We start from the raw sequence: 20,785 nt of genomic DNA on the forward strand, positions 1-20,785 counted from the left end.
ACCCTAAAGACAAAAAATCCGTTGGCGTGCAGAGCGCAAATGGATTTTTTTTACTTTAGGGAGGATTACCATTGAATAAAATGAAAACACAAATATTTACTGGCAAGATGGAATCATTAACAGAAGGAAATATAGAAGTTAATAAGCTTGGTAGAGTCGTGACGGAGCAAAAGGGCGCCTATAGGGTCATGACTCAAAACGAAGAATTACTGTGTAAAATCTCAGGCAGGTTTCGATTTGAAGCTGTAAGCCGAGAGGACCTGCCCGCGGTAGGAGACTGGGTACAGCTTAATGAAGATGGAAGCTTCATTGAAAAAGTGTTTCCAAGAATCAGTAAGTTTTCAAGGAAGAAAGCAGGTCAGGAAGCCGAAGAACAAATTATCGCAGCCAATATTGATACAATTTTCATTCTTTCCTCTTTGAATGATGAATTAAACATCGGTCGAATTGAACGCTATTTATTGCTTTGCTGGGAAAGTGGGGCAAATCCCGTAGTTGTACTGACGAAAGCTGACACTTGCATGAATGCTGAGGAAAAAAAGAAAGAAGTGGAAAGTAAATTGTATGGTGTGAAAGTTCTCACCATTAGTTCGATTACGAAAGAAGGAATCGAAGAATTGAATCCATTCTTAGAAATGGGAAAAACAGTGGCTTTAGTCGGTTCCTCAGGTGTGGGGAAGTCCACATTAACCAATCTTCTCATCGATGCAGTTGTCCAGAAAACGAAAGAAATCAGGGAAGCCGATGATAAAGGGAGACACACGACCACTCATAGAGAATTATTTCTCTTGGGAAATGGGGCTTCCATCATTGATACACCCGGAATGAGGGAAATCCAGCTATGGCAGGGAACCGAGGGTTTGTCCACTCAATTCAATGATATTGAAGAACTGGCTATGTCATGCAGGTTCAACGATTGCTCCCATGATGGGGAACCAGGCTGCAGGATCAAAGAAGCGATCCTCACTGGTGAACTTGACCAAAACCGATTAAGTCAATTCCAGAAGCTCCAAAGGGAAATCGCGTATACGGAAAGAAGAGGGAACAAAAGACTCGAGTCCCTAGAACGAAAAAAATGGAAAAACATCGGAAAGCAGCGTAAGCTGAAATAATAGTAAAAAGATTGATCCTTGACCGTACGGGATCAATCTTTTTCTTTTCGAACTGCATTCTTTTTATTTTTCACTATTATGAGTTAAAATCTCTTACAAAGGGAAAAGTCTAATTATCTCTAAGAAAGGTTGATGAGAATGACAGATGAGCAGAAGTATCAGAAAGCTGCATTTGCGGGAGGGTGTTTTTGGTGTATGGTGAAACCCTTTGATGAGCAATCCGGTATTGAAAGTGTCATTTCCGGATATACAGGAGGCAGCACTCCTAACCCCACCTACCGGGAAGTATGTTCTGAAACGACGGGGCATTACGAGGCGGTTCAGATAATATTCGATCCAGAAGTGTATCCTTTTGAAAAATTACTTGGAGTGTATTGGCAGCAGATTGATCCTACAGATCCAGGCGGCCAGTTTTTTGACAGAGGTCATTCTTATAAGACAGCCATCTTTTATCATAATGAAGAACAGCGGATTCTGGCAGAGAAATCAAAGCAAGATCTTGAACAATCTGGTAAATTCAATAAACCGATTGTTACAGCCATCCTCCCAGCAAAAGAATTTTATCCGGCTGAAGAATATCATCAGGATTATTATAAGAAGAATCCTGTGCACTATGACCGCTACAGCCGCGGTTCAGGCAGGGTGGCTTTCATAGAAGAAAATTGGGGGGAGAAAAATGAAGGATAAAGAAGGATTAAAGAAAAAATTATCTGCTATCCAGTACGAAGTGACTCAAAATAACGGCACGGAACCACCATTCAGAAATGAATATTGGAATGAATTTAATGATGGTATCTATGTTGATGTCGTCTCAGGTGAACCTTTATTCAGCTCGAAGGACAAGTATGATGCAGGGTGCGGCTGGCCTAGCTTCACTAAACCCATCGATGAAGTTGAAATAGATGAAAAAGAGGACCGCAGCCATTTCATGGTCCGGACGGAAGTGAGAAGCAAGCAGGGTGATTCACACTTAGGGCATGTGTTTGATGATGGTCCTGGACCGACAAACCTCCGTTATTGTATCAACTCTGCTGCTCTTCGATTTATCCCATATGAAAAGCTTGAGGAAGAAGGGTACGGAACATACAAAAAATTATTTTAATATATTGTAGTGTTGTGAGAACTTTCACATATGTGCTAAAATAATACCGCATGTTTATTCAGGTGTACATATGTGTATATATTTTAATATAGGAAGGTGAAGATTATATGTTGAAAAAGCTATTTGGTAAAAAAGAAGAAGCTCCAAAAACAGTACTCGCAGCAGCGCCGTTGACAGGAACTGTCAAAACGTTGGAGGAAGTTCCGGACCCGGTGTTTTCTCAAAAAATGATGGGCGACGGCATCGCGATCGAACCGACTGAAGGAAAAGTGGTTTCCCCTGTAGATGGTGAAATCATGCAGCTTTTCCCTACTAAGCATGCTGTAGGAATCAAAGCTAAGAATGGCGCAGAAATTCTGATTCATATCGGACTTGAAACAGTTTCCATGAATGGGGAAGGCTTTGAAGCACACGTTTCAGAAGGTTCAAAAGTAAATAAAGGGGATGCCCTTATTACGTTTGATCTCGATTTAGTAAAAGAAAAAGCAAAAAGTACGATTACCCCTATCATTTTGACAAATGGAGACAATATGGGTGAGTTGGTTAAGAAAGAAGCTGTATCGGTAACGGCAGGCCAAGAGGAAGTATTGGAAATTTCAGCCCAATAGGCAAGTGTAAAAAGGTGTGTCAGCACCGCTCTCAAGCGGTACGGACACACCTTTTTACTTTTATTCCTTTTTGGATGCCATCCCTCCCGATAAGATGAATTTCATCGCTTCCTCGGACTTGATATCCAGTATCTCGATATCTTCTTTTGGGATAAGGAAAGTGACACCTGCTACTTGAAAGGTTTGAGGTACATATACGGCAATATGCCCTGCAAGATCATTGTGCAGATCACCAAGGTGTTCAGTTGTTATGAACCCAAGGCATTTCATATTGGTACCTGGCATTTTAACCAGGGCAACTTTTGAAAAGGACTTCTTTTCTCCGATGAAAGAATGGATGGTGTCTTTGATGACTGAATAAATGGTTTTAACAAATGGAATTTTATTAAGGACCATATCTACCAGGCTGATGATGGCACCTGTTATGAATTTTGTTGATAACCAGCCCAGCAGGGTCAAAAGGATGATGGTGGCAAGCAGGCCGACACCAGGAATGTAGTTTTGATTTAAATAAGGCTTCATTACATTTCCAAGCAGTCCATCCAGGAAGACAAACATTTTATACAGAACATAAATGACTAAGGCAATCGGTACAATTGTTAATATGCCGTTTAATAACGACTTAATAAACCACTTCATCTTTCATTTCTCCTCTTCATGAACAATTTCAAGATACGTAATCTAAGTATAGTAAAAAGCCTTTATGGTGAAAAGAATTCTTTTCTGGGCAAAATAGGCAAATGCACAAACAGTGGCCGGGCTATTGACATAAATTGAAGTGTAAATAAAAAATGAGGAGAGATTTGTATGTATAAAGGTGCTGTTGAACCAAGTCATACTCAATGTTATCCGGGGTATGGTTATCCTGTTGCTGGAGCTTATTGCAATAGTTTCGCCTTGATTGTCGTATTGTTTATTTTGTTGATCATTATCGGAGCTGTATGTTTCTGTAAATAAGATGAATGGTGAAAAAAAGGTGCCGAAGCTCAATGCTTTGGCACCTTTATAATTTTCGTGGATTTTATATCTTAAAACTTGATATAAGTTCCTTTAATTTTTCGGCTTGCTGTGACAATTCTGAAGCACTTGCAGTGACTTCTTGCATGGCAGCGGAACCTTGTTCGGATGCCGCTGCGGTGGATTCTGTATTCGCTGCAGTAGCAGCTGCAATTTCGTTTACCTGTGCGAAGGAATCGGCTACTTCCTGGCTGAGGTTGAGTGTCGATTGAATATGGTCCACCATTTCATTCACAACGACAGTCGTTTTGTTTGTCTGATTCAAAATATCTTCAAGGGAAGCGTTTGTTTCATTAGTGATTTCTACCCCTGAAATGACTTCCTTCACGCCCTCGGAGTTTTGTTTGATGATTTCATTCACTTCTTCCTGAATACTGTGCACGATTTCTGTAACTCCTTTTGCTGCCTGTTGTGATTGTTCGGCAAGCTTTCTTACTTCATCCGCAACTACTGCAAAGCCGCGGCCGTGTTCACCAGCACGAGCTGCCTCGATAGCGGCATTCAGCGCAAGGAGATTCGTTTGTTCTGCGATTTCAGTTATCGTGCCAATAATCGTTGTGATTTGTGATGAACGTTTTCCTAGAGCTTCGACTGTGTGGCTTGTGTTGGCCATGGTTTCTTCTATATTCATCATTTTAGTAGAAGAAGCTTGAACCGACTTGCCGCCTTTTTCAGCTACCATCCTCATATCATTTGCCGTCTGTTTTACTAAATCAGCCTGATCGAACAGAAAACGGGCAGCTTCTTCCAAGCTGTTCATTTTTTCAAATGAAGTTGACATTTTCATTGTTGTCTGGTCAGTCCCGGCTGCAATTTCACTTGAAGTCTCCGCGATGGAGGTGATGGTCCTTGAAGTTTCTTCTGCAGAAGCCAGTAGCTGCTGAGAGCTTGCTGAAACATTTTCCGCCATCTCAGAGACCTGTCTGACCAATACCGAAATGCCTTCGATGAGCTGGTTTGTGTCTGAAGCGAGTCCCGCCAGTTCATCCTTCGATTTAACATTGATCCGTTTCGTCAGATCACCGCCGGCATTAGCGATTTCCAAAATAGAGCGGCTGATCTTCTTGACATTGGTTTTAATGTTCTTTGAGAGAACGAAACCGAAGAATACAGCTAATAATACAGCGAATGCTGATAAACTGATTGTCGCAATTTTAGATAAAGTGACTTGTTGGTTCAATGAATCTATCCTTTTGCTAAGGTCCTTCTCCTGGTCGACTACAATCATATCCACATAAGAACGGATTCCATCGAGGTATTTCTTTCCTGTACCTGATTCTACTAAAGCTGCAGCTTTTTCAAGCCCGTCATCCTTCCTCGTCTCAATGACCCTGTCAACAAACTGGATCCAGAATTCATATTGCTTTTCGATCTTTTCCAGTTTATCAAGCTGCTCCCGGTCATCTTTCAACAGGCTTTCTAAATCTTTAAAGTGGTTTTCAACCTGATTTTTGCCATTTCCGTATGGGGCTAAAAACCCTGTTGCGCCTGTGATGACAAACCCCTGTTCACCGATTTCGATGTCATTCAATACTTTAGATAAGTCCTTTACCTTTGTATCCACTTTCATATCGTATTCTATTAATGTTTTAATTTCACTTTCTAGCTTCATCATATTGTAGTATGAAGTAGAGGCAAGAATTAATAAGACAACGGTCAGTAAACCGAATGAAAGAACGACTTTTCCACGGATCGTACGAAAATATGTAAGTAATCCCCGATCATTCTTTTTCTCTTCCCTGCTGGTTTTCTTTTTCTTCCCTTTTGGCAAATTGATTGGTGATTTTAATTTTTTCTTTATCACTGCATCCCCCTCCTGGACGTGAAAAAAGTAGCATCAAAGGATGAACTTACCATTATTTTACCCATATTATACTGATTAATCTAGTCTATTTAGAGACTTTATGTCGAATTTTTAAGAATTTTATCAAATTTACATATAATCGAACGAATAAGATTATTTGTTGGTTTATGTTCGTTATTTGTGGTTATCGGTAATGTTGTAAGGTGCGTAAAAGTTGATATATAAATGATTCGATTTCGTCAATTGGTTTTGTGTATTACGTTACTCTATCTAAAGGCAAACATTGATGAGAGTATCTTCAATCAATTTTCAGTACATTGGATGGGTCTTTCGTAATGGTTTTTCCTTAAGGATAATCTCGTCACTCGGTTCCTGCAGTTTTTTTGAAATGCAAAGAAAGATTCCTATTTCTAAACATATGAATGTAAGTAAGAATCCTTCATTTGTGAATCCAAGGACGAATGAAAAGGGAGCTTGACATTGAGTCTTCAGGAGGGAGATTATGCCTCATTCACATTTAATTAAACCTTTGATTGGTGACCATTACCCGATGATTGATTATGGGAAGGGTGTTTATTTGTATGATACGTCAGGTCGGGAATATATTGACGCGTGTTCCGGAGCTGTCACTGCAAATTTGGGACATGGCATGGAGGAAATCATTCAATCGATTGTGGATCAGGGAAGCAAAGTGGCGTTCGTCTACCGTTCACAATTCAGCAATCAGCCTGCTGAAGATCTCGCCGCATTTCTTCATGAGAAAACAGGATATCCCTGGAGTTTCTTTGTGAACAGCGGCTCGGAAGCAGTGGAAACAGCGATAAAAATCGCTTTGCAGCATTGGCAGGAAAAAGGCAGACCGGCAAAAAGAAGGATCTTGTCGAGGTGGCTCAGTTACCACGGAATAACGTTTGGAGCTTTATCAGCTTCAGGTCATCCTGTCCGCAGGGAACGCTTCGATTCAATCATTGGGGATTGGCCGGTAATCGAACCTCCTTATTGCTCGAATTGTCCGTTTGGCAAGACTTATCCTTCGTGTGGCCTGGCCTGTGCAGAGCAGCTTGAGATCATGATAAACAGGATTGGTGCAGAGAATATCGCGGCCTTCATTTCAGAACCGATCATAGGAGCTGCAGGGGGGGCAATCACACCTCCGATGGAATATTATTCACGAATCAAAGAAATCTGCGAACGTAACGAGATTCTATTCATATCTGATGAAGTCATGACCGGCTGTGGAAGAACCGGAACGTTTTTAGCTCTTGAACAATGGGGGATAGATGCGGATATCGTAGCAGTGGGGAAAGGGTTGAGTGCCGGTTATGCTCCAATTGCGGCAACACTGATATCCGAAAACGTGATGGATCCTATTTTAAATGGGACAAGAATCATTATGAGCGGGCACACATATAGCGGTAATCCTCTTTCTTCCGCTGCGGCACTGGCTGTCCTGAAGCTCATCGAGTCAGAAAAGATCATTGATGGAGTGGAGAGTAAGAGCACCTACTTAAAAAATTTATTGCACAAATTGAAAAATGATTTTTCGTTTGTAGGCGACATAAGGGGCAGAGGCCTATTGTTGGGGATTGAATTTGAACTCACAAACCAAGAATCGGGGGGGGCATTTACTTCTTCTGTCGTCGCGGCGGGTGTTGAAAACGGAATCCTTCTATATCCGGCAGCAGCAGGGATTGATGGGAGAAAGGGTTCAGCTATCATTATCGCACCGCCATTGAACAGTTCGAAAAGGGAGCTTGAGGAAGTTTATAAAAGGTTACGTTCCACCTTTCAAACGATCAAAAAGAATTGGAAGGAGGATTAAAATGTGTGGACATCTAAAAAAAATATGCAGCTATGAGAAGATCGAGACCCTGTTCGATCATAATATGACTTTGATGTTTGGCGGCTTTGGGGGAGTAGGTTCGCCGCCGACCATCATTAAGAGCATCCTGGATTGGGGGATAAAAGATCTGACGATCATTGGCAACGATACAGGCTTTCCTCACATAGGGATCGGTCAGCTGATTGCAGATAATAGAGTGAAAAAAGTGATAGCCTCTCATATCGGCTCGAATCCGATTGCAGGCAGCTTAATGAGTGAAGGAAAGCTTGACGTGGAATTTTCTCCTCAAGGAATTCTTGCTGAACGGATCAGGGCTGGCGGTGTGGGACTCAAAGGAATCATAACCGAGATAGGGATAGATGATCCTTACTTAAATAAAGGGAAGAAAATTGTTGAGATTGAAGGAAGTCAATATCTGTTTGAGTCCGCATTGACCTCTCAAATAGGAATCGTATTTGCCAAAAAGGCTGATCCGTTTGGAAATCTCGTCTATGACAAAAGTGCAAGAAATACAAATCCACTGGTGGCTATGGCTTCTGATATAACCATCGTGGAGGCTGAAGAAATCGTGGAGACGGGAGATTTGAATCCTGAAGAGGTGGTGACCTCAGGAGTATTTGTGGATCATATTGTATCTTCTAAAGGAGTCGACTGGAAATGGATATGGGAATAAAGAATCGACTGGCAATGCGAGCTGCTAAGGAAGTAAAAGAAGGAATGATCGTCAATCTTGGTATTGGCATCCCTTCACTTGTACCCAACCACCTCCCTTCAGGGTATGGGGTGATTTTTCATTCAGAAAATGGAATTGTAGGGATAGGCGCTGCACCTTCTAAGGGCATGGAGAATGAAAATCTGTGCAATGCAGGAGGGTTCCCTGTTTCATTAATCACCGGGGGGAGTTATACAGACAGTGCCGCAGCTTTTGCAATGATCCGCAGAGGGAAAATCGATTTAACCATACTTGGTTCCTTACAAGTAAGCGAAAAGGGGGACCTGGCAAATTGGATCATCCCAGGTAAAAAAGTACCCGGTATGGGAGGAGCCACAGAGTTAGCTTCCAAAGCGAAAAAAGTGATTGTATTGATGACGCACTTGGATAAACATCATCGCAGTAAATTAGTCAAAGAGTGTACATTGCCATTAACGGCAAAACAATGTGTTTCCATGATCATCACTGATCGCGGAGTGTTCACGGTCGATCGTGCCCGATTAACATTGATAGAGATTTTCCATCCGTACACACTAGAAGAAATAAAAGATTCCACGGAAGCTGATTTTATTACAAGCCCTCAAATGGTTTATTCCGAATAAGGGGTGGAGAGGAGAGGATCAAGTTGAATGATGTCCATCGTCTCATAAAAAGTAAGCTGGAAAAAAAAGAAAAAAGCACTGTGGAATTTCTGCAGAAATTGGTTCAGGAAGATAGCATCAGAGGAAATGAATACAAGGCACAAGCGGTTATTATTGAGAAATGCAGGGAGCTGGGGTTGGAGCTAGATATATGGGAAGTACAAGAACAAGAATTGAAAGAGCATCCGTTTTATCGCTGTGACCGTACGGACTTTAAAGGAAATCCCAACTTGGCAGCCTTATTGAAGGGGACCGGCGGCGGTAAGAGCCTGATTTTAAATGGACACATTGATGTCGTTCCTGAAGGAGACAGAAAGGACTGGAAGTACGATCCTTTCAGCGGCACTGTTATCGAGGGGAAATTGTATGGCAGGGGCTCAACAGATATGAAGGGAGGCACTGCAGCGCTTTTATTGGCGATAGAGGTGATACAAGAGTTGAAAATTCCTTTGAAAGGGGACATCATCTTTCAGAGTGTAATAGAAGAAGAGAGCGGTGGAACTGGTACTTTGTCAGCATTGCTCAGAGGTTATAAAGCGGACGGGGCCATCATACCAGAGCCGACAAATATGAAGATTTTCCCCAAACAGCAGGGATCGATGTGGTTCAGGCTTTCAATCAAGGGGAAAGCGGCACATGGGGGCACCAGGTATGAGGGGATTAATGCAATTGAAAAAGGCTGCAGTGTCATTACAGCCCTGAGAAATCTTGAGCAAGAGAGAAACAAGAGAGTAAATGATCCTCTATATGAAAATGTCCCCATTCCCTTACCAATCAATATAGGGAAGATCGAAAGTGGAAAATGGCCATCCTCAGTACCGGATCTGGCGGTGATCGAGGGTAGAGTTGGGGTTGCCCCATGGGAGACGATGGAGCGGGTTGAAAAGGAATTTGAACATTGTCTTTCCAGATTGGGTGAAGATGATCGCTGGTTTAAGGATCATCCAGTTGAAATCGAGTGGTTTGGCGGAAGGTGGCAGCCAAGTGACCTATCACCTGATCATCCTATGATGTTTCAGTTAAAGAGCTGCTTTAAAAAAGTGATGACTGATGTACCCGTCATTGAAGCTTCACCTTGGGGAACAGATGGGGGAATTCTTTCTCAAGGGGGAGGCATCCCTGTCATCGTATTTGGTCCGGGTACGACGGAAGCTGCTCATGACGCCAATGAATTCATCGAATTGGAAAGAGTATTTCAAACTGCAGAAATCCTTACTTTATTCATCATAGATTGGTGTAACAACGAAGAATAACCTGATTCGTTGATAATAAATATTAGAAAAAAACAATGGAGCTGGAACAGCCATGATGAAAGATTGGTTGTTCTTTTAATCTGATGTTTGTTTCATAACCTTCTAATCCAATTCATATGTTGATAAAAAAGGGTGCTTGCCATGCAGAAATATGAAGCGATTAAACAATCAAAACTTACTGCTTCCGTTTTCAGGGATGGAACAAACAAAAGGATTCGGGTGGATGAAGTTCGTGGAAATCTACTATCCCTATTAACCTATTTAGAAAATGAGGTTCAATCTGCTCAGTGTGAAAAACTTATCATCAAAGCAAGGGAATATCAATTTAAAACTCTATTAGAAATGGGATTTGTTCATGAAGGTATGGTCACCCATTATTTTAACGGGGACAACGCCCATTTCATGTCAAAATTCATAAAGGATGAGCGCCGTACAAGCAAATACTGGAGTGAAGAAGATGACATTCTAAGTTCCGTCCAGAAGTTGCGAATGAATCCCCCTGAAAAGGACATAGATTATTCGATCCTGTTGGCGGGGGCCGATGATGCTGAAGATTTAGCCCATCTTTACAAGAGTGTATTTCAGCTTTATCCCGTACCTTTGCACGATCCCCAATATATAAGGGATGCAATGAATAAAGGGACAATCTTTGTAAGCATCAGAGAAAATGACCAGGTGATCAGTGCGGCATCTGCAGAAATTGATTTTCGATATAAAAATGCTGAACTTACTGACTGCGCTACCCTTCCTCAATACAGGAAAGGCGGTTTCATGAAGAATTTGATTGCCAAGTTGGAGGAAGAATTGCTGTCACAGGGTATATTTTGTGCCTACACCATTGCAAGAGCACTATCTTATGGGATGAATGCTGTCTTTCATCAAAGGGGATATCAGTACAGAGGAAGGCTCGCTAACAATTGTTATATCTTCGACAAAATGGAAGATATGAATATATGGGAAAAGGATTTAGGGCAATAAACCGAAACAATAAACGAAACATAGGCTGATGGAAAGGGCCGATCATCATATGGATCTTAGGGTGAAACTTTAAGAAAGATGGTGGATGAATTGAGGATGAATCTGTATAAACCAAAGAGACACTGGAAAGACATTGAGCTTTGGAAAGACGTCACCGATGAACAATGGAATAACTGGCTTTGGCAGCTGACCAATACGATAAGGACACTTGATGACTTGAAAAAAGTGGTGAATCTAACTCCTGAAGAGGAAGAAGGAGTAAGGATTTCAACAAAGACAATCCCTTTAAATATTACTCCTTATTATGCATGGTTAATGAATGAGGATGATCCAAGATGTCCAATCAGAATGCAATCGGTGCCGATCGGAAAAGAAATCCACAAAACCAAATATGACTTAGAGGATCCTTTACATGAGGATGAGGACTCTCCTGTACCTGGTTTGACACACAGATACCCTGATCGAGTGCTGTTTCTAGTTACCAATCAATGTTCCATGTACTGCCGTTACTGCACTAGAAGACGTTTCTCCGGTCAAATCGGGATGGGCGTTCCAAAAAAACAACTTGATGCAGCGATTCAATATATTCGTGAGACGCCGGCTGTAAGGGATGTTTTGTTGTCCGGCGGAGATGGTTTATTGATCAACGATCAGATTCTGGAGTACATTTTAAAGAATCTCAGAGACATCCCTCATGTAGAAATCATCAGAATCGGTACAAGGGCCCCTGTAGTGTTTCCTCAGAGAATCACAGAAAATCTATGCAGCATCCTTAAGAAATATCATCCTGTATGGTTGAATACACATTTCAATACGTCGATTGAAATCACGGAAGAATCAAAAAAAGCATGTGAAATGCTTGCAGATGCAGGAGTACCTGTGGGGAATCAGGCCGTCATCTTAGCCGGGATCAACGACAGCACCCCGATCATGAAGAAGCTGATGCATGACCTTGTCAAGATTCGAGTGCGGCCTTACTATATTTATCAATGTGATTTATCAGAAGGGATCGGACATTTCAGGGCACCGGTGGCCAAGGGACTGGAAATCATGGAAGGCTTAAGAGGTCATACTTCAGGATATGCAGTACCGACTTTCGTATTGGATGCACCAGGTGGAGGAGGGAAAATTTCGCTTCAGCCGAATTACCTTATATCACAAAGTGCCTCCAAAGTGGTTGTCCGTAACTTTGAAGGGGTGATATCGACATACCCAGAACCGCAAGGGTACGTACCTGGCAGAGCGGATGATTATTTTAAAGGGATTTATCATGACGAAGACATTAAAGATCCAACCATCGGGATTGCCGGACTGATGAATGATACACACGCTTCTTTGACTCCGAGTGGACTAAAAAGGTTAGAACGGAGAAAGAAATACGAAGAAGATCCAGCCCATAATTCTTTGAAGGACTTCAGGGACAAACGGGACCAGCTCAAAGAGAAGAAACATAAAGCGATGCTTGCAAAAATGAATGATGGTAAAAAGGAAGAATCCATCGATGGAAAATAAGCGAAGATGCGAATGGTGCGGTGAAGATAATGTCGCGGAGGAAAAGGGAAATGTGTATTGGGAACTTCCGGACGGGACGAGGGCCATTACAATAGCCGAGGTACCGGGAATCCACTGCAGAACATGCGGAATGGAATATCAGGAGGAGCATATCATCAATGAAATAGAAGATCAATTGATGTTAATCGACACCAAGGGGCTTTCAAATAAAATTACGTATGAAGAACTTCTGAAGATTCCTAGATTTTTGAAGAAAAATTATTTTCGCTTTTGACGAACGGTATCCTTTACGGATGCTTCATCATCCGCTATCCTTTAAAAAAGAACAGTTCGTAAAGGATAGGTGATCGGATGAGAAAATCTTTTTATCATTATTTAATGAAATACAGACAGCCGACAGCTAAAGATGATATTACTAAGTTTGCAAACGCGGCTTATGATGATCACAGCTTCCCGAAACAATCGGAGGTTTATGATGAAATCAGTTCATACCTCGAAATGAATGGTTCATACTTAGACAGTATGTCCATCTTCGATCGGGCTTGGGATCAATATTTAATAGAAGAAAAAGGGTAAGAGGGAAGACTGACTGAAGTTATACGTTCAACTGAAGTCAGTCTTTTTATATAATTTTGGGTTGTATACCGAGAGGTCATCTTCATTCAAAGTTGGGTATGAGTATAGATTTAACTGGAGAGCGGAGAAACCGAATTCTTGTATCCCGTTATAGCGTTTTTTGCATATTATATAAAAAAGGCGATTAAGGGTGAGGGGAGAATGAAGAATCGAAAAGAGCCTAGATTCAGGGTAGGGGAAACAGTAGTCGTGACCATCTACGGGACAGTTGGGAAAATTACAAATATAAAGAAACTGGATGGGGAATTCCTTTATGAAGTAAACGAAAGTGAAGGGTTATTTAAAGAAAAGGCACTTGAACTGCTCGAATCGTATGACGGATATATTTTCGAACAAGAACAAATCGATATCGAATATAAGTTTCTATTTGGGGATCTGGTCATTGTCAAAGGGTATGAAGAGGACCTATTTAAAGTCGTCGGATTCAGGACGGAAATCTGGCGTTATAAAGACGATGCGTGGGAAGATGTAATATACGAATTAATGAGGATCACTGACGGGGAATGGCTGGAGGCAGATGAAGATGAAATTACTCTCGTAGCCGATGAAGAGCAGGCAGAGGCGTTTATTAAAAAATACGGTTTTGTATTCCCGCAAAAAAAAGATTCAAAGACAAAACTCCTTAAGTCACCCTCACATAAAATAAGCTGGGTTGACCAGCTGCTCGATTACTATAATGACTATAAAGCTCTTTATCTTTTCTTTCACGATAACACATATAAAAAGAAGATGGAGCATGTACTCGAACAATTAAAAAATCATGCAAATTCTCACTCTGCCGTTAAAGAGAAGGAATAATCCACATAATATATAAAAACAGCGGAACACTTATCAATAAGAAGGAAATCAAAATTGTACGAAGTACCCATTGCATGCAGGCTGCAATTTTCCCTTCCCCGTTCTCTAATTCTTTTAAAGTGGATTGGCCTTTTTTAATAAACGTCAACATACTATCGCTCCTCTAATCTTAATGGTAAAGTGTATGCTTGTCCTAAATCTCTTATGAAAACTTTTTTTCTGCTGGCATAACTAAGCTGCCGGCATCATAAATTGAGAATCAAAGGGGGCGATCAAATGCGGGAGATAGAAGTCTTTATCGACACTGAAGAAATTGCCGAATTCTTCATGAAAGAACTTGTGCAAAGAGGCTTTGTACCTTCTGAAGATGAATTGGAAGAACTAGCAGACATAACCTTCGAGTATCTGATTGCCAAGTGCATCATCGACGAGGAATGGGAAGAGGACGTATAAATCAAATCAAAGGTCCGTCCCTCAGCGCTTTAACAAATGCTGAGGGACGGACCTTTTTGTTTAGATCACTTTTTTGAAACCAAGCGAACCATCTAACCGTATATATAGGAAGTGCTGATATTGAAAGTTAATTATTGGAGGTAGCAGGTATGCTGAAGAAAATATTAAAAAGTCTGTTAGGTTCTCATTCAAAACCCCATTACTACAGCTCGAGTAATTCATGGGGCAAGCACAAAAAACATAAACATTTCGGTCATCACTATTATAAGAAAAAGTACAAGAGTAAAAGTTTCTTTTCAAGCTTTTTCAGCAGCTAGGCTTTAGTAATGATACAATCCCTGTTTCGAAGAATGGTTGACAGCTTTGAAATGAAATGGAAGAAGGGCGGGAAAATCCATCAGCATCTGATTATTGATTGTATAGGGAAGGGAAGCTACGGCACCGCTTACACGGTTAGACATATCAAAACTGGAGAAGAAGCCGTACTGAAAAGAATCCGGCCATATAAAAAGTTGTTTTCTGACCACAGGCAATACATGGATAACGAAACATCGGTCTTGAAAAAACTGCATCATCCCCATTTTCCTGGCGTATTTGAAAGTGGTTTTCATAAAAAGACTCCATATTTCATAATGGGAAAGATGAGAGGCAAAACGTTCGAAGATTTAATTTTTACAGAAGGAAAAACCTATTCAGAAGAAGAATCTTTAGAAATAGGCATCAAATTAGTGAACTTGATCATCGATATCCACCGAAAAGGATATGTTCACAGGGATTTGCGGATTCCGAATATATTGTGGGATAACGGGGAAATAAATATCATCGATTTCGGGCTGGCCTGTAAGATAGAGACGGAGTCTGAAAGAGAGCCCGGAAATCATAAAGATTATATGAGGGATAAGACTGCAAGGAGTGATTTATACGCCCTTGGACATTTTCTGTTATTCCTGCTTTATTCTTCTTATGAGCCCATTGAACGAAAGGAAAAAAGCTGGCAGGAAGAATTGGAGATCACTCCCGAAACCAGGGTGCTGATCCAAAAGCTGCTCAGGAATGACAAGCCTTTTGAAAATGCAGAAGAAGCTCGTGATGAATTGATCAAAATAAGATATCAAAAAAATAGTTGAAACCGGAGGAATTGTCATGTCATTTTTTAATAAAGTATTTGCGTCATTTGGAATTGGTGCAGCAACTGTCGATACGAAATTGGAAAAATCAAGCTATCAAGCCGGGGAAACAGCAAAAGGTGTAGTGGAAATCAAGGGGGGAAGTACATCACAAACCATCGATTCGATCTACTTGACTCTTTACACTACTTATATTCGTGAGTCCGATGATAAGAAATATACTGATTATGCTCCTATTCAAAAGGTTCAAATTTCAGAACCATTCACAATTGGGGAAAATGAAAAGAAAGAATTCCCATTTTCTTTCACTCTGCCCTTTGAAACGCCAATTACGTATGGTAATACAAGAGTGTGGGTCGCTACCGGACTGGATATAAAAAACGCGGTAGATCCAAAAGATAAAGATTATATTGAAATTCTTCCGAATAACTTGATCAATGCTATTCTTCAATCTGTTCAAGATTTGGGGTTCAGAATACGCAAGGTTGAGTGCGAACAGGCTCCCCGCCGTTTCAGAGGTCGTTATCCCTTCATTCAGGAGTTCGAATTCGTCCCTGTGAATGGACAGTATCAACGTTCATTGGATGAAATTGAATTAATGTTCCTTAATCAATCTGAGGAACAGGCCGATGTTCTGATTGAAGTGGATCGAAGAGCGAGAGGACTAGGCGGATTTCTGGCCGAAGCACTTGAAATGGATGAGTCCATGGTGAAAATGACCATCCGTTCATCGGATCTGCCTCATCTATCTTCAAAGTTGAAAGAAACCATCGACAGATTCATTTAATCGGTTTCGACAAAGGTTCCTATTTTTTGATGAAGGATTCGACAAGGCCTTTGTTTAATATTATGAGTACAACTTAACCGGAGGGGTGCTCATGCTTTTACTTGAAAAAATCAAACGTCCAAAGATGCTGAGGTCCAATTATGACATTACCGTCTTTCAAACTCCAAAGTACGGACAAGAAAAGGGCTACCAGAAGGTGTATCGAATCTCAATAGAAGCGAATAATCACGAAGAGGCACTTTACGAAACATTCAGGATTTTTAATGTTCCCGACCTTATTCCAGGTGACTACAAAGGCCGGTATATCGCCACCCGTGATATCATTTTTATCGACGAGGGCAGAAAGGGTCACTTTTACTACCGATTGCAGCCGAATGGATGGAAAAGGGTCAATCGTATCCTCCTTCACTAAATTCTAAAAAAAGGAAAGACTCCATGAATCAGGGAATCTTTCCTTTTGATTTTGATCAGATGTGGTGACCAGGTCCGTTTTTCCTGTTTACAGTTGATTCCTCTTTAGCATGGGCATTGTGTTCTGCCTCGAGTGCTTCTTTAGGAATATGATTATTCTTCTTTGGCGAATTAATTCGGTTTCTGTGCTTTTTACCCAAAAGGATTCCTCCTCGTTTGTTAAGATTTTAGCCTTTCGGTTCTTGAAGAGTTAGGTTGAGTTCTGGAGCGGGTAGAAGGGTTTGTTTCATTCGCATGCTGAACAGCCTGCTGAAGTTTTTTGCTCATTTTTTCCTTCGTCATGACCATACCTCCTTCTGTCTATAGTCTTACCAGTTTATGACTTCCTATCCGTGAACTTGCGAATCGTTGCATATGCTAATAAAAAGGATTACAATAGTACTTCAACAGTCTTTATTAGGAGGAATTGTAAGATGAGCGTACATATTAATGCAAAAGAAAATGAAATTGCAGAAACGGTGTTACTTCCTGGAGATCCGTTAAGAGCAAAATACATAGCAGAAACATTTTTGGATAACCCGGTATGTTATAACGAAGTACGTAACATGTTTGGATACACGGGAACGTATAAAGGAAAAAGAATCAGTGTACAAGGAACTGGCATGGGTGTACCATCCATTTCCATATACATTAACGAATTGATGCAAAGCTACAATGTTCAGAACTTGATCCGCGTCGGTACTTGTGGAGCGATCCAGAAGGATGTAAAAGTACGCGATGTAATCCTGGCGATGACTTCCTCTACTGATTCGCAAATGAACCGTTTGACTTTTAATGGGATCGATTATGCCCCTACAGCAAATTTCGATCTATTGAAACGTGCTTACGACAGTGGTGTAGAAAAAGGTCTGAGCTTAAAAGTTGGAAATGTATTTACAGCAGATATGTTCTACAACGATAATGCTGAACATGAAAAATGGGCTCAATATGGAATTCTAGCCATTGAAATGGAAACTTCGGCACTTTACACATTAGCTTCAAAATATGGACGAAACGCACTTTCTGTATTGACAGTCAGCGACCATATTTTAACCGGTGAAGAAACTTCAGCCGAAGAGAGACAAACGACTTTCAATGAAATGATCGAAGTTGCTCTCGAAGCCGCAATCAAAGAGTAATTTAGAAAGATAACGCTTACTTAAAACTGCTTACTCAACAGTAAGCAGTTTTATTGTGGTTCAAGTGCATCTTTCAGTAGGATTATCCTGATTACATGATACAGGATTCATGTTAATATGAGGATGTAACATTATAGAGAAACTAGGTGAAAGTATGAAAAAGGTCATCCTGGTTATTGCCGGCTCCCTTGTTTTATTATCAGGGTGTCAGCAAGCACAAGAATGGTCCCAGAACTTATTAGGAAAAAAACAGACGGAAGAAACTGAGAACACAGAAGAAAACAACAATCAAGGGGTTACGGAATCCCCGTCGGAAACACCTGAGGAAGACACCGATGAACAAGTTCCGGCAGAAGAATCTGTTCCTCCCGAATTACAACTGGAATCGAAATTCTTTAACAATGTCAAGGAAGTGGACGGCAAGAGGGTAATTCAGAATCCTGCCAATATCCTTGCGCTGGTAAATAAAGAATTTGCGCTAGGTGAGTATAAACCGGAAGATTTAGTACGTCCGGAGGTTCCTTTCGTATTCGGAAACCAGGAACTAGAAAAGGCCTATATCCGTGAAGAAGCTGCAAGGGCATTGGAGCAGATGTTTGCAGCAGCGGAGTCTCAGCAGATTTTTCTGACAGCTATTTCAGGTTATCGTTCATACGAATATCAAGAAATGCTGTTGAATCGTGAAATCAAGCAGTTCGGTGAAGAAAAAGCCGTAATGGCCGTTGCTCCCCCTGGACAAAGCGAGCATCAGTCAGGACTTGCAATCGATATTTCCAGTAAAAGTAATGACTTTCAGGTCAATATTGAATTCGGTCAAACTAAAGAAGGCAAATGGCTTGCGGAAAATGCTTATAAATATGGTTTTATCCTCAGATACCCTGAGGACAAAGTGGATATAACAAAGTACCAATATGAGCCATGGCATTTTAGATACGTTGGACCGGAAGCTGCCAAGGTCATTCACGAAAATGACTGGACCTTGGAAGAATATTTTCAGAATGTGAAAAAAATCTAATGATAGAAGGCAGGAAGCAATTAAAGAGCTTCCTGCCTTTTTTATTTTGGAAATGTATAAGATGTATTGGTGAAAGTATGGTAAATCTCCATGCAGTTTATTCATTTAAAATAAATTCATTATGTTAACCTCAGGTAATAGTGAATATTTGGAAGGAAACTGCAGACATTATATTAAAAGACCAGGCTAAGGAGGGTGTATCCATGTCTCCGATAAAAATCATTCCAAAAAAGAAAAAAAATCCTAAATATAAAAGAGAAGAGCCGATTGCAGTCGATGACTATTTAAGTGATGATGAACTCGGATCCTTAAACCAGGATCTGGATAAAAATATCACTTATTTAAGAAGTAAATTGGGAGATAGTGGAGATGTCATCACAAGGAACCTTCAGCCTCACCCCCAACTCCAAATGGTCATCATTTATATTGACGGGTTGTCAGGGGCACAGCAAATTCAGGACAGTGTCATAAAGTCAGTGATGGAATGGTCTGAAAGATATATTGACGAAAAGCATGGAAGTAACTTTATCTCAACATTGGGCGACTCCATCATGACTATAGGAGATATAGGTTATTGTGAAGATTTTAGTGAGGTGTTTTCTGCGATTCTCTCAGGGGATGCAGTCATTCTTGTTGACGGATATAATCGCGGGGTGATTGCAAAGACGAAAGACCCCAATAAAAGAGATGTAACCGAACCTAAAACACAAAGTGTGGTACGCGGACCGCAGGAAGGCTTTACGGAGGATATCAGGACGAATACCAGCCTTGTGAGAAGAAAGATTAAGAGCGTGGATTTAAGGGTTGAATGCAATCTGATTGGGAGGTATACACAGACTGACGTCAGTATTATGTATGTAAAAGGAATCGCCAGTGAAGATATTATTGGTGAAGTGAGAAGAAGATTAAGTGAAATCGATATCGATGGGATTCTGGAAAGCGCCTATATTGAAGAGCTTATACAAGACAGCACACTATCTCCTTTTCCTACGATGTTCAATTCAGAACGGCCAGATGTGATAGCTGCCGGTTTACTGGAAGGAAGAGTGGCGATACTAGTGGACGGAACTCCTTTTGTGTTGTTGGTTCCAGTAGTATTTCCTCAATTCTTTCAATCGGCAGAAGACTACTACCAGCGCTCGGATTTTGGGATCATAAGGTTACTTCGTTATGTAGCCTTCTTTTTTGCCTTGTTGAGCCCTTCTTTATTTATCGCGATTAAAACGTTTCACCAGGAATTGATTCCGACACCCTTAATTATTACATTGGCGGCACAAAGGGAAGGAGTCCCTTTTCCGGCTTTCGTAGAAGCATTGATCATGGAAATAACGTTTGAAATTCTAAGAGAGGCCGGTATTCGAATGCCGAAAGCCGTTGGGCAGGCGATTTCTATCGTCGGGGCATTAGTCATTGGACAAGCGGCCGTTGAAGCAGGGTTCGTCACGCCTGCGATGGTCATAGTTGTGGCAATAACGGCTATATCAACTTTTGTCTTTCCTGCCTATAATCTTGCAATTGCAGTGCGCGGGCTTCGATTTGTCTTTATGACGCTGGCTGCAACGTTTGGTTTATTCGGTGTGACAGTAGGTCTGTTCGTCATGGTCATACATTTATGCAGCCTTCGGTCATTCGGCATACCCTATATGTCTCCGATTGCTCCTTATAATCATACAGACCAAAGGGATTCCATTTTTCATTTGCCGTTAAAATGGTTGAAGACAAGACCACGTCTGATCAATCAGACGAATTTGACAAGACAGCAATCAGTAAAAAAGTCTCCTGAAGAGTAAGAAATCCA

25 protein-coding genes are annotated in these 20,785 nt (G+C 41.0%); 21 read left to right on the forward strand and 4 right to left on the reverse strand.

Annotation, left to right across the window (positions count from 1 at the left end; translation table 11 throughout):
• The first annotated feature begins 80 nt into the window (after nucleotides 1-80).
• The 4 genes from rsgA (at nucleotide 81) to ACXAFV_RS12785 (ending at nucleotide 2,822) form a co-directional block, all read left to right on the forward strand.
• Complete coding sequence (gene rsgA / locus ACXAFV_RS12770) at nucleotides 81-1,112, forward strand: ribosome small subunit-dependent GTPase A (protein WP_475127914.1); 1,032 nt, start codon at nucleotides 81-83, stop codon at nucleotides 1,110-1,112.
• 195 nt (nucleotides 1,113-1,307) lie between these two features.
• Entirely contained in the window at nucleotides 1,308-1,799 is a 492-nt protein-coding gene (gene msrA, locus ACXAFV_RS12775) for a peptide-methionine (S)-S-oxide reductase MsrA (protein WP_475126977.1), read from the forward strand.
• Nucleotides 1,789-2,214, forward strand: coding sequence for a peptide-methionine (R)-S-oxide reductase MsrB (gene msrB / locus ACXAFV_RS12780; RefSeq protein WP_475126978.1), 426 nt, complete (start codon nucleotides 1,789-1,791; stop codon nucleotides 2,212-2,214). Before msrA ends, msrB begins: the two co-directional genes overlap by 11 nt.
• 107 nt (nucleotides 2,215-2,321) lie before the next feature.
• Nucleotides 2,322-2,822, forward strand: coding sequence for a PTS sugar transporter subunit IIA (locus ACXAFV_RS12785; protein ID WP_475126981.1), 501 nt, complete (start codon nucleotides 2,322-2,324; stop codon nucleotides 2,820-2,822).
• A gap of 60 nt (nucleotides 2,823-2,882) precedes the next feature.
• Here the strand turns inward: ACXAFV_RS12785 and ACXAFV_RS12790 are convergent, their stop codons facing one another.
• The gene (locus ACXAFV_RS12790; RefSeq protein WP_475126983.1) at nucleotides 2,883-3,461 is read right to left on the reverse strand and encodes a DUF502 domain-containing protein; all 579 of its coding nucleotides are present in this window, start codon (nucleotides 3,459-3,461) and stop codon (nucleotides 2,883-2,885) included.
• Nucleotides 3,462-3,629: 168 nt separating this feature from the next.
• Between ACXAFV_RS12790 and ACXAFV_RS12795 the strand changes: the two genes are divergently transcribed.
• Complete coding sequence (locus tag ACXAFV_RS12795) at nucleotides 3,630-3,779, forward strand: YjcZ family sporulation protein (protein ID WP_475126985.1); 150 nt, start codon at nucleotides 3,630-3,632, stop codon at nucleotides 3,777-3,779.
• Between the two features lie 64 nt (nucleotides 3,780-3,843).
• On the opposite strand, the gene ACXAFV_RS12800 is transcribed toward ACXAFV_RS12795, so the two are convergent.
• The gene (locus tag ACXAFV_RS12800; protein WP_475126987.1) at nucleotides 3,844-5,643 is read right to left on the reverse strand and encodes a HAMP domain-containing methyl-accepting chemotaxis protein; all 1,800 of its coding nucleotides are present in this window, start codon (nucleotides 5,641-5,643) and stop codon (nucleotides 3,844-3,846) included.
• A gap of 502 nt (nucleotides 5,644-6,145) precedes the next feature.
• Here ACXAFV_RS12800 and ACXAFV_RS12805 point away from each other — a divergent pair.
• From ACXAFV_RS12805 to ACXAFV_RS12865, 13 genes are all read left to right on the forward strand, one after another.
• Nucleotides 6,146-7,465 carry an aspartate aminotransferase family protein gene (locus ACXAFV_RS12805; RefSeq protein WP_475126989.1) on the forward strand — a complete coding sequence of 440 codons (1,320 nt, stop codon included), beginning with the start codon at nucleotides 6,146-6,148 and terminating at the stop codon, nucleotides 7,463-7,465.
• A 1-nt stretch (nucleotide 7,466) separates the two neighbouring features.
• Nucleotides 7,467-8,159, forward strand: a complete 693-nt coding sequence (locus ACXAFV_RS12810; protein ID WP_475126990.1) for a 3-oxoacid CoA-transferase subunit A — start codon at nucleotides 7,467-7,469, stop codon at nucleotides 8,157-8,159.
• Nucleotides 8,138-8,800 carry a 3-oxoacid CoA-transferase subunit B gene (locus ACXAFV_RS12815; protein ID WP_475127916.1) on the forward strand — a complete coding sequence of 221 codons (663 nt, stop codon included), beginning with the start codon at nucleotides 8,138-8,140 and terminating at the stop codon, nucleotides 8,798-8,800. The genes ACXAFV_RS12810 and ACXAFV_RS12815 overlap by 22 nt, the downstream gene beginning before the upstream one ends.
• Before the next feature lie 23 nt (nucleotides 8,801-8,823).
• Nucleotides 8,824-10,092 carry a peptidase gene (locus ACXAFV_RS12820; protein ID WP_475126992.1) on the forward strand — a complete coding sequence of 423 codons (1,269 nt, stop codon included), beginning with the start codon at nucleotides 8,824-8,826 and terminating at the stop codon, nucleotides 10,090-10,092.
• A 141-nt stretch (nucleotides 10,093-10,233) separates the two neighbouring features.
• The gene (gene ablB, locus ACXAFV_RS12825; protein WP_475126993.1) at nucleotides 10,234-11,070 is read left to right on the forward strand and encodes a putative beta-lysine N-acetyltransferase; all 837 of its coding nucleotides are present in this window, start codon (nucleotides 10,234-10,236) and stop codon (nucleotides 11,068-11,070) included.
• A gap of 96 nt (nucleotides 11,071-11,166) precedes the next feature.
• On the forward strand, nucleotides 11,167-12,582 hold the full coding sequence (gene kamA / locus ACXAFV_RS12830) for a lysine 2,3-aminomutase (RefSeq protein ID WP_475126995.1): 1,416 nt from the start codon (nucleotides 11,167-11,169) through the stop codon (nucleotides 12,580-12,582).
• A complete protein-coding gene (locus tag ACXAFV_RS12835) occupies nucleotides 12,572-12,856 on the forward strand; it encodes a YokU family protein (RefSeq protein WP_475126997.1) in 285 nt (94 codons plus the stop codon). The genes kamA and ACXAFV_RS12835 overlap by 11 nt, the downstream gene beginning before the upstream one ends.
• A 77-nt stretch (nucleotides 12,857-12,933) precedes the next feature.
• Nucleotides 12,934-13,158, forward strand: a complete 225-nt coding sequence (locus ACXAFV_RS12840) for a YozE family protein (RefSeq protein ID WP_475126999.1) — start codon at nucleotides 12,934-12,936, stop codon at nucleotides 13,156-13,158.
• A gap of 201 nt (nucleotides 13,159-13,359) precedes the next feature.
• Nucleotides 13,360-14,016, forward strand: a complete 657-nt coding sequence (locus tag ACXAFV_RS12845; RefSeq protein WP_475127003.1) for a hypothetical protein — start codon at nucleotides 13,360-13,362, stop codon at nucleotides 14,014-14,016.
• Between the two features lie 276 nt (nucleotides 14,017-14,292).
• Entirely contained in the window at nucleotides 14,293-14,469 is a 177-nt protein-coding gene (locus ACXAFV_RS12850) for a YozD family protein (protein WP_475127005.1), read from the forward strand.
• A 368-nt stretch (nucleotides 14,470-14,837) separates the two neighbouring features.
• Nucleotides 14,838-15,596 (forward strand): protein kinase domain-containing protein, encoded by a 759-nt coding sequence (locus ACXAFV_RS12855; RefSeq protein WP_475127007.1) that lies wholly within the window; start codon nucleotides 14,838-14,840, stop codon nucleotides 15,594-15,596.
• A 16-nt stretch (nucleotides 15,597-15,612) separates the two neighbouring features.
• Nucleotides 15,613-16,383 (forward strand): sporulation protein, encoded by a 771-nt coding sequence (locus ACXAFV_RS12860; protein ID WP_475127009.1) that lies wholly within the window; start codon nucleotides 15,613-15,615, stop codon nucleotides 16,381-16,383.
• A 91-nt stretch (nucleotides 16,384-16,474) separates the two neighbouring features.
• On the forward strand, nucleotides 16,475-16,795 hold the full coding sequence (locus ACXAFV_RS12865) for a hypothetical protein (protein ID WP_475127010.1): 321 nt from the start codon (nucleotides 16,475-16,477) through the stop codon (nucleotides 16,793-16,795).
• Between the two features lie 55 nt (nucleotides 16,796-16,850).
• Here the strand turns inward: ACXAFV_RS12865 and ACXAFV_RS12870 are convergent, their stop codons facing one another.
• Both ACXAFV_RS12870 and ACXAFV_RS12875 read right to left on the reverse strand, forming a co-directional pair.
• A complete protein-coding gene (locus ACXAFV_RS12870) occupies nucleotides 16,851-16,994 on the reverse strand; it encodes a hypothetical protein (protein WP_475127012.1) in 144 nt (47 codons plus the stop codon).
• Between the two features lie 19 nt (nucleotides 16,995-17,013).
• Nucleotides 17,014-17,136 carry a hypothetical protein gene (locus tag ACXAFV_RS12875; RefSeq protein ID WP_303049510.1) on the reverse strand — a complete coding sequence of 41 codons (123 nt, stop codon included), beginning with the start codon at nucleotides 17,134-17,136 and terminating at the stop codon, nucleotides 17,014-17,016.
• A 131-nt stretch (nucleotides 17,137-17,267) separates the two neighbouring features.
• Here ACXAFV_RS12875 and deoD point away from each other — a divergent pair, with 131 nt between their 5' ends.
• The 3 genes from deoD to ACXAFV_RS12890 all read left to right on the forward strand — a co-directional run bounded on the left by deoD (nucleotide 17,268) and on the right by ACXAFV_RS12890 (nucleotide 20,777).
• Nucleotides 17,268-17,972 (forward strand): purine-nucleoside phosphorylase, encoded by a 705-nt coding sequence (gene deoD / locus ACXAFV_RS12880; RefSeq protein WP_475127013.1) that lies wholly within the window; start codon nucleotides 17,268-17,270, stop codon nucleotides 17,970-17,972.
• 154 nt (nucleotides 17,973-18,126) lie between these two features.
• Nucleotides 18,127-18,987 carry a M15 family metallopeptidase gene (locus ACXAFV_RS12885; protein WP_475127014.1) on the forward strand — a complete coding sequence of 287 codons (861 nt, stop codon included), beginning with the start codon at nucleotides 18,127-18,129 and terminating at the stop codon, nucleotides 18,985-18,987.
• Between the two features lie 203 nt (nucleotides 18,988-19,190).
• Nucleotides 19,191-20,777: a spore germination protein gene (locus tag ACXAFV_RS12890; protein ID WP_475127015.1), complete on the forward strand. Its 1,587-nt coding sequence runs from the start codon at nucleotides 19,191-19,193 to the stop codon at nucleotides 20,775-20,777.
• Nucleotides 20,778-20,785 lie beyond the last annotated feature (8 nt).

This window comes from Rossellomorea sp. ABR4_012 (assembly GCF_056159545.1).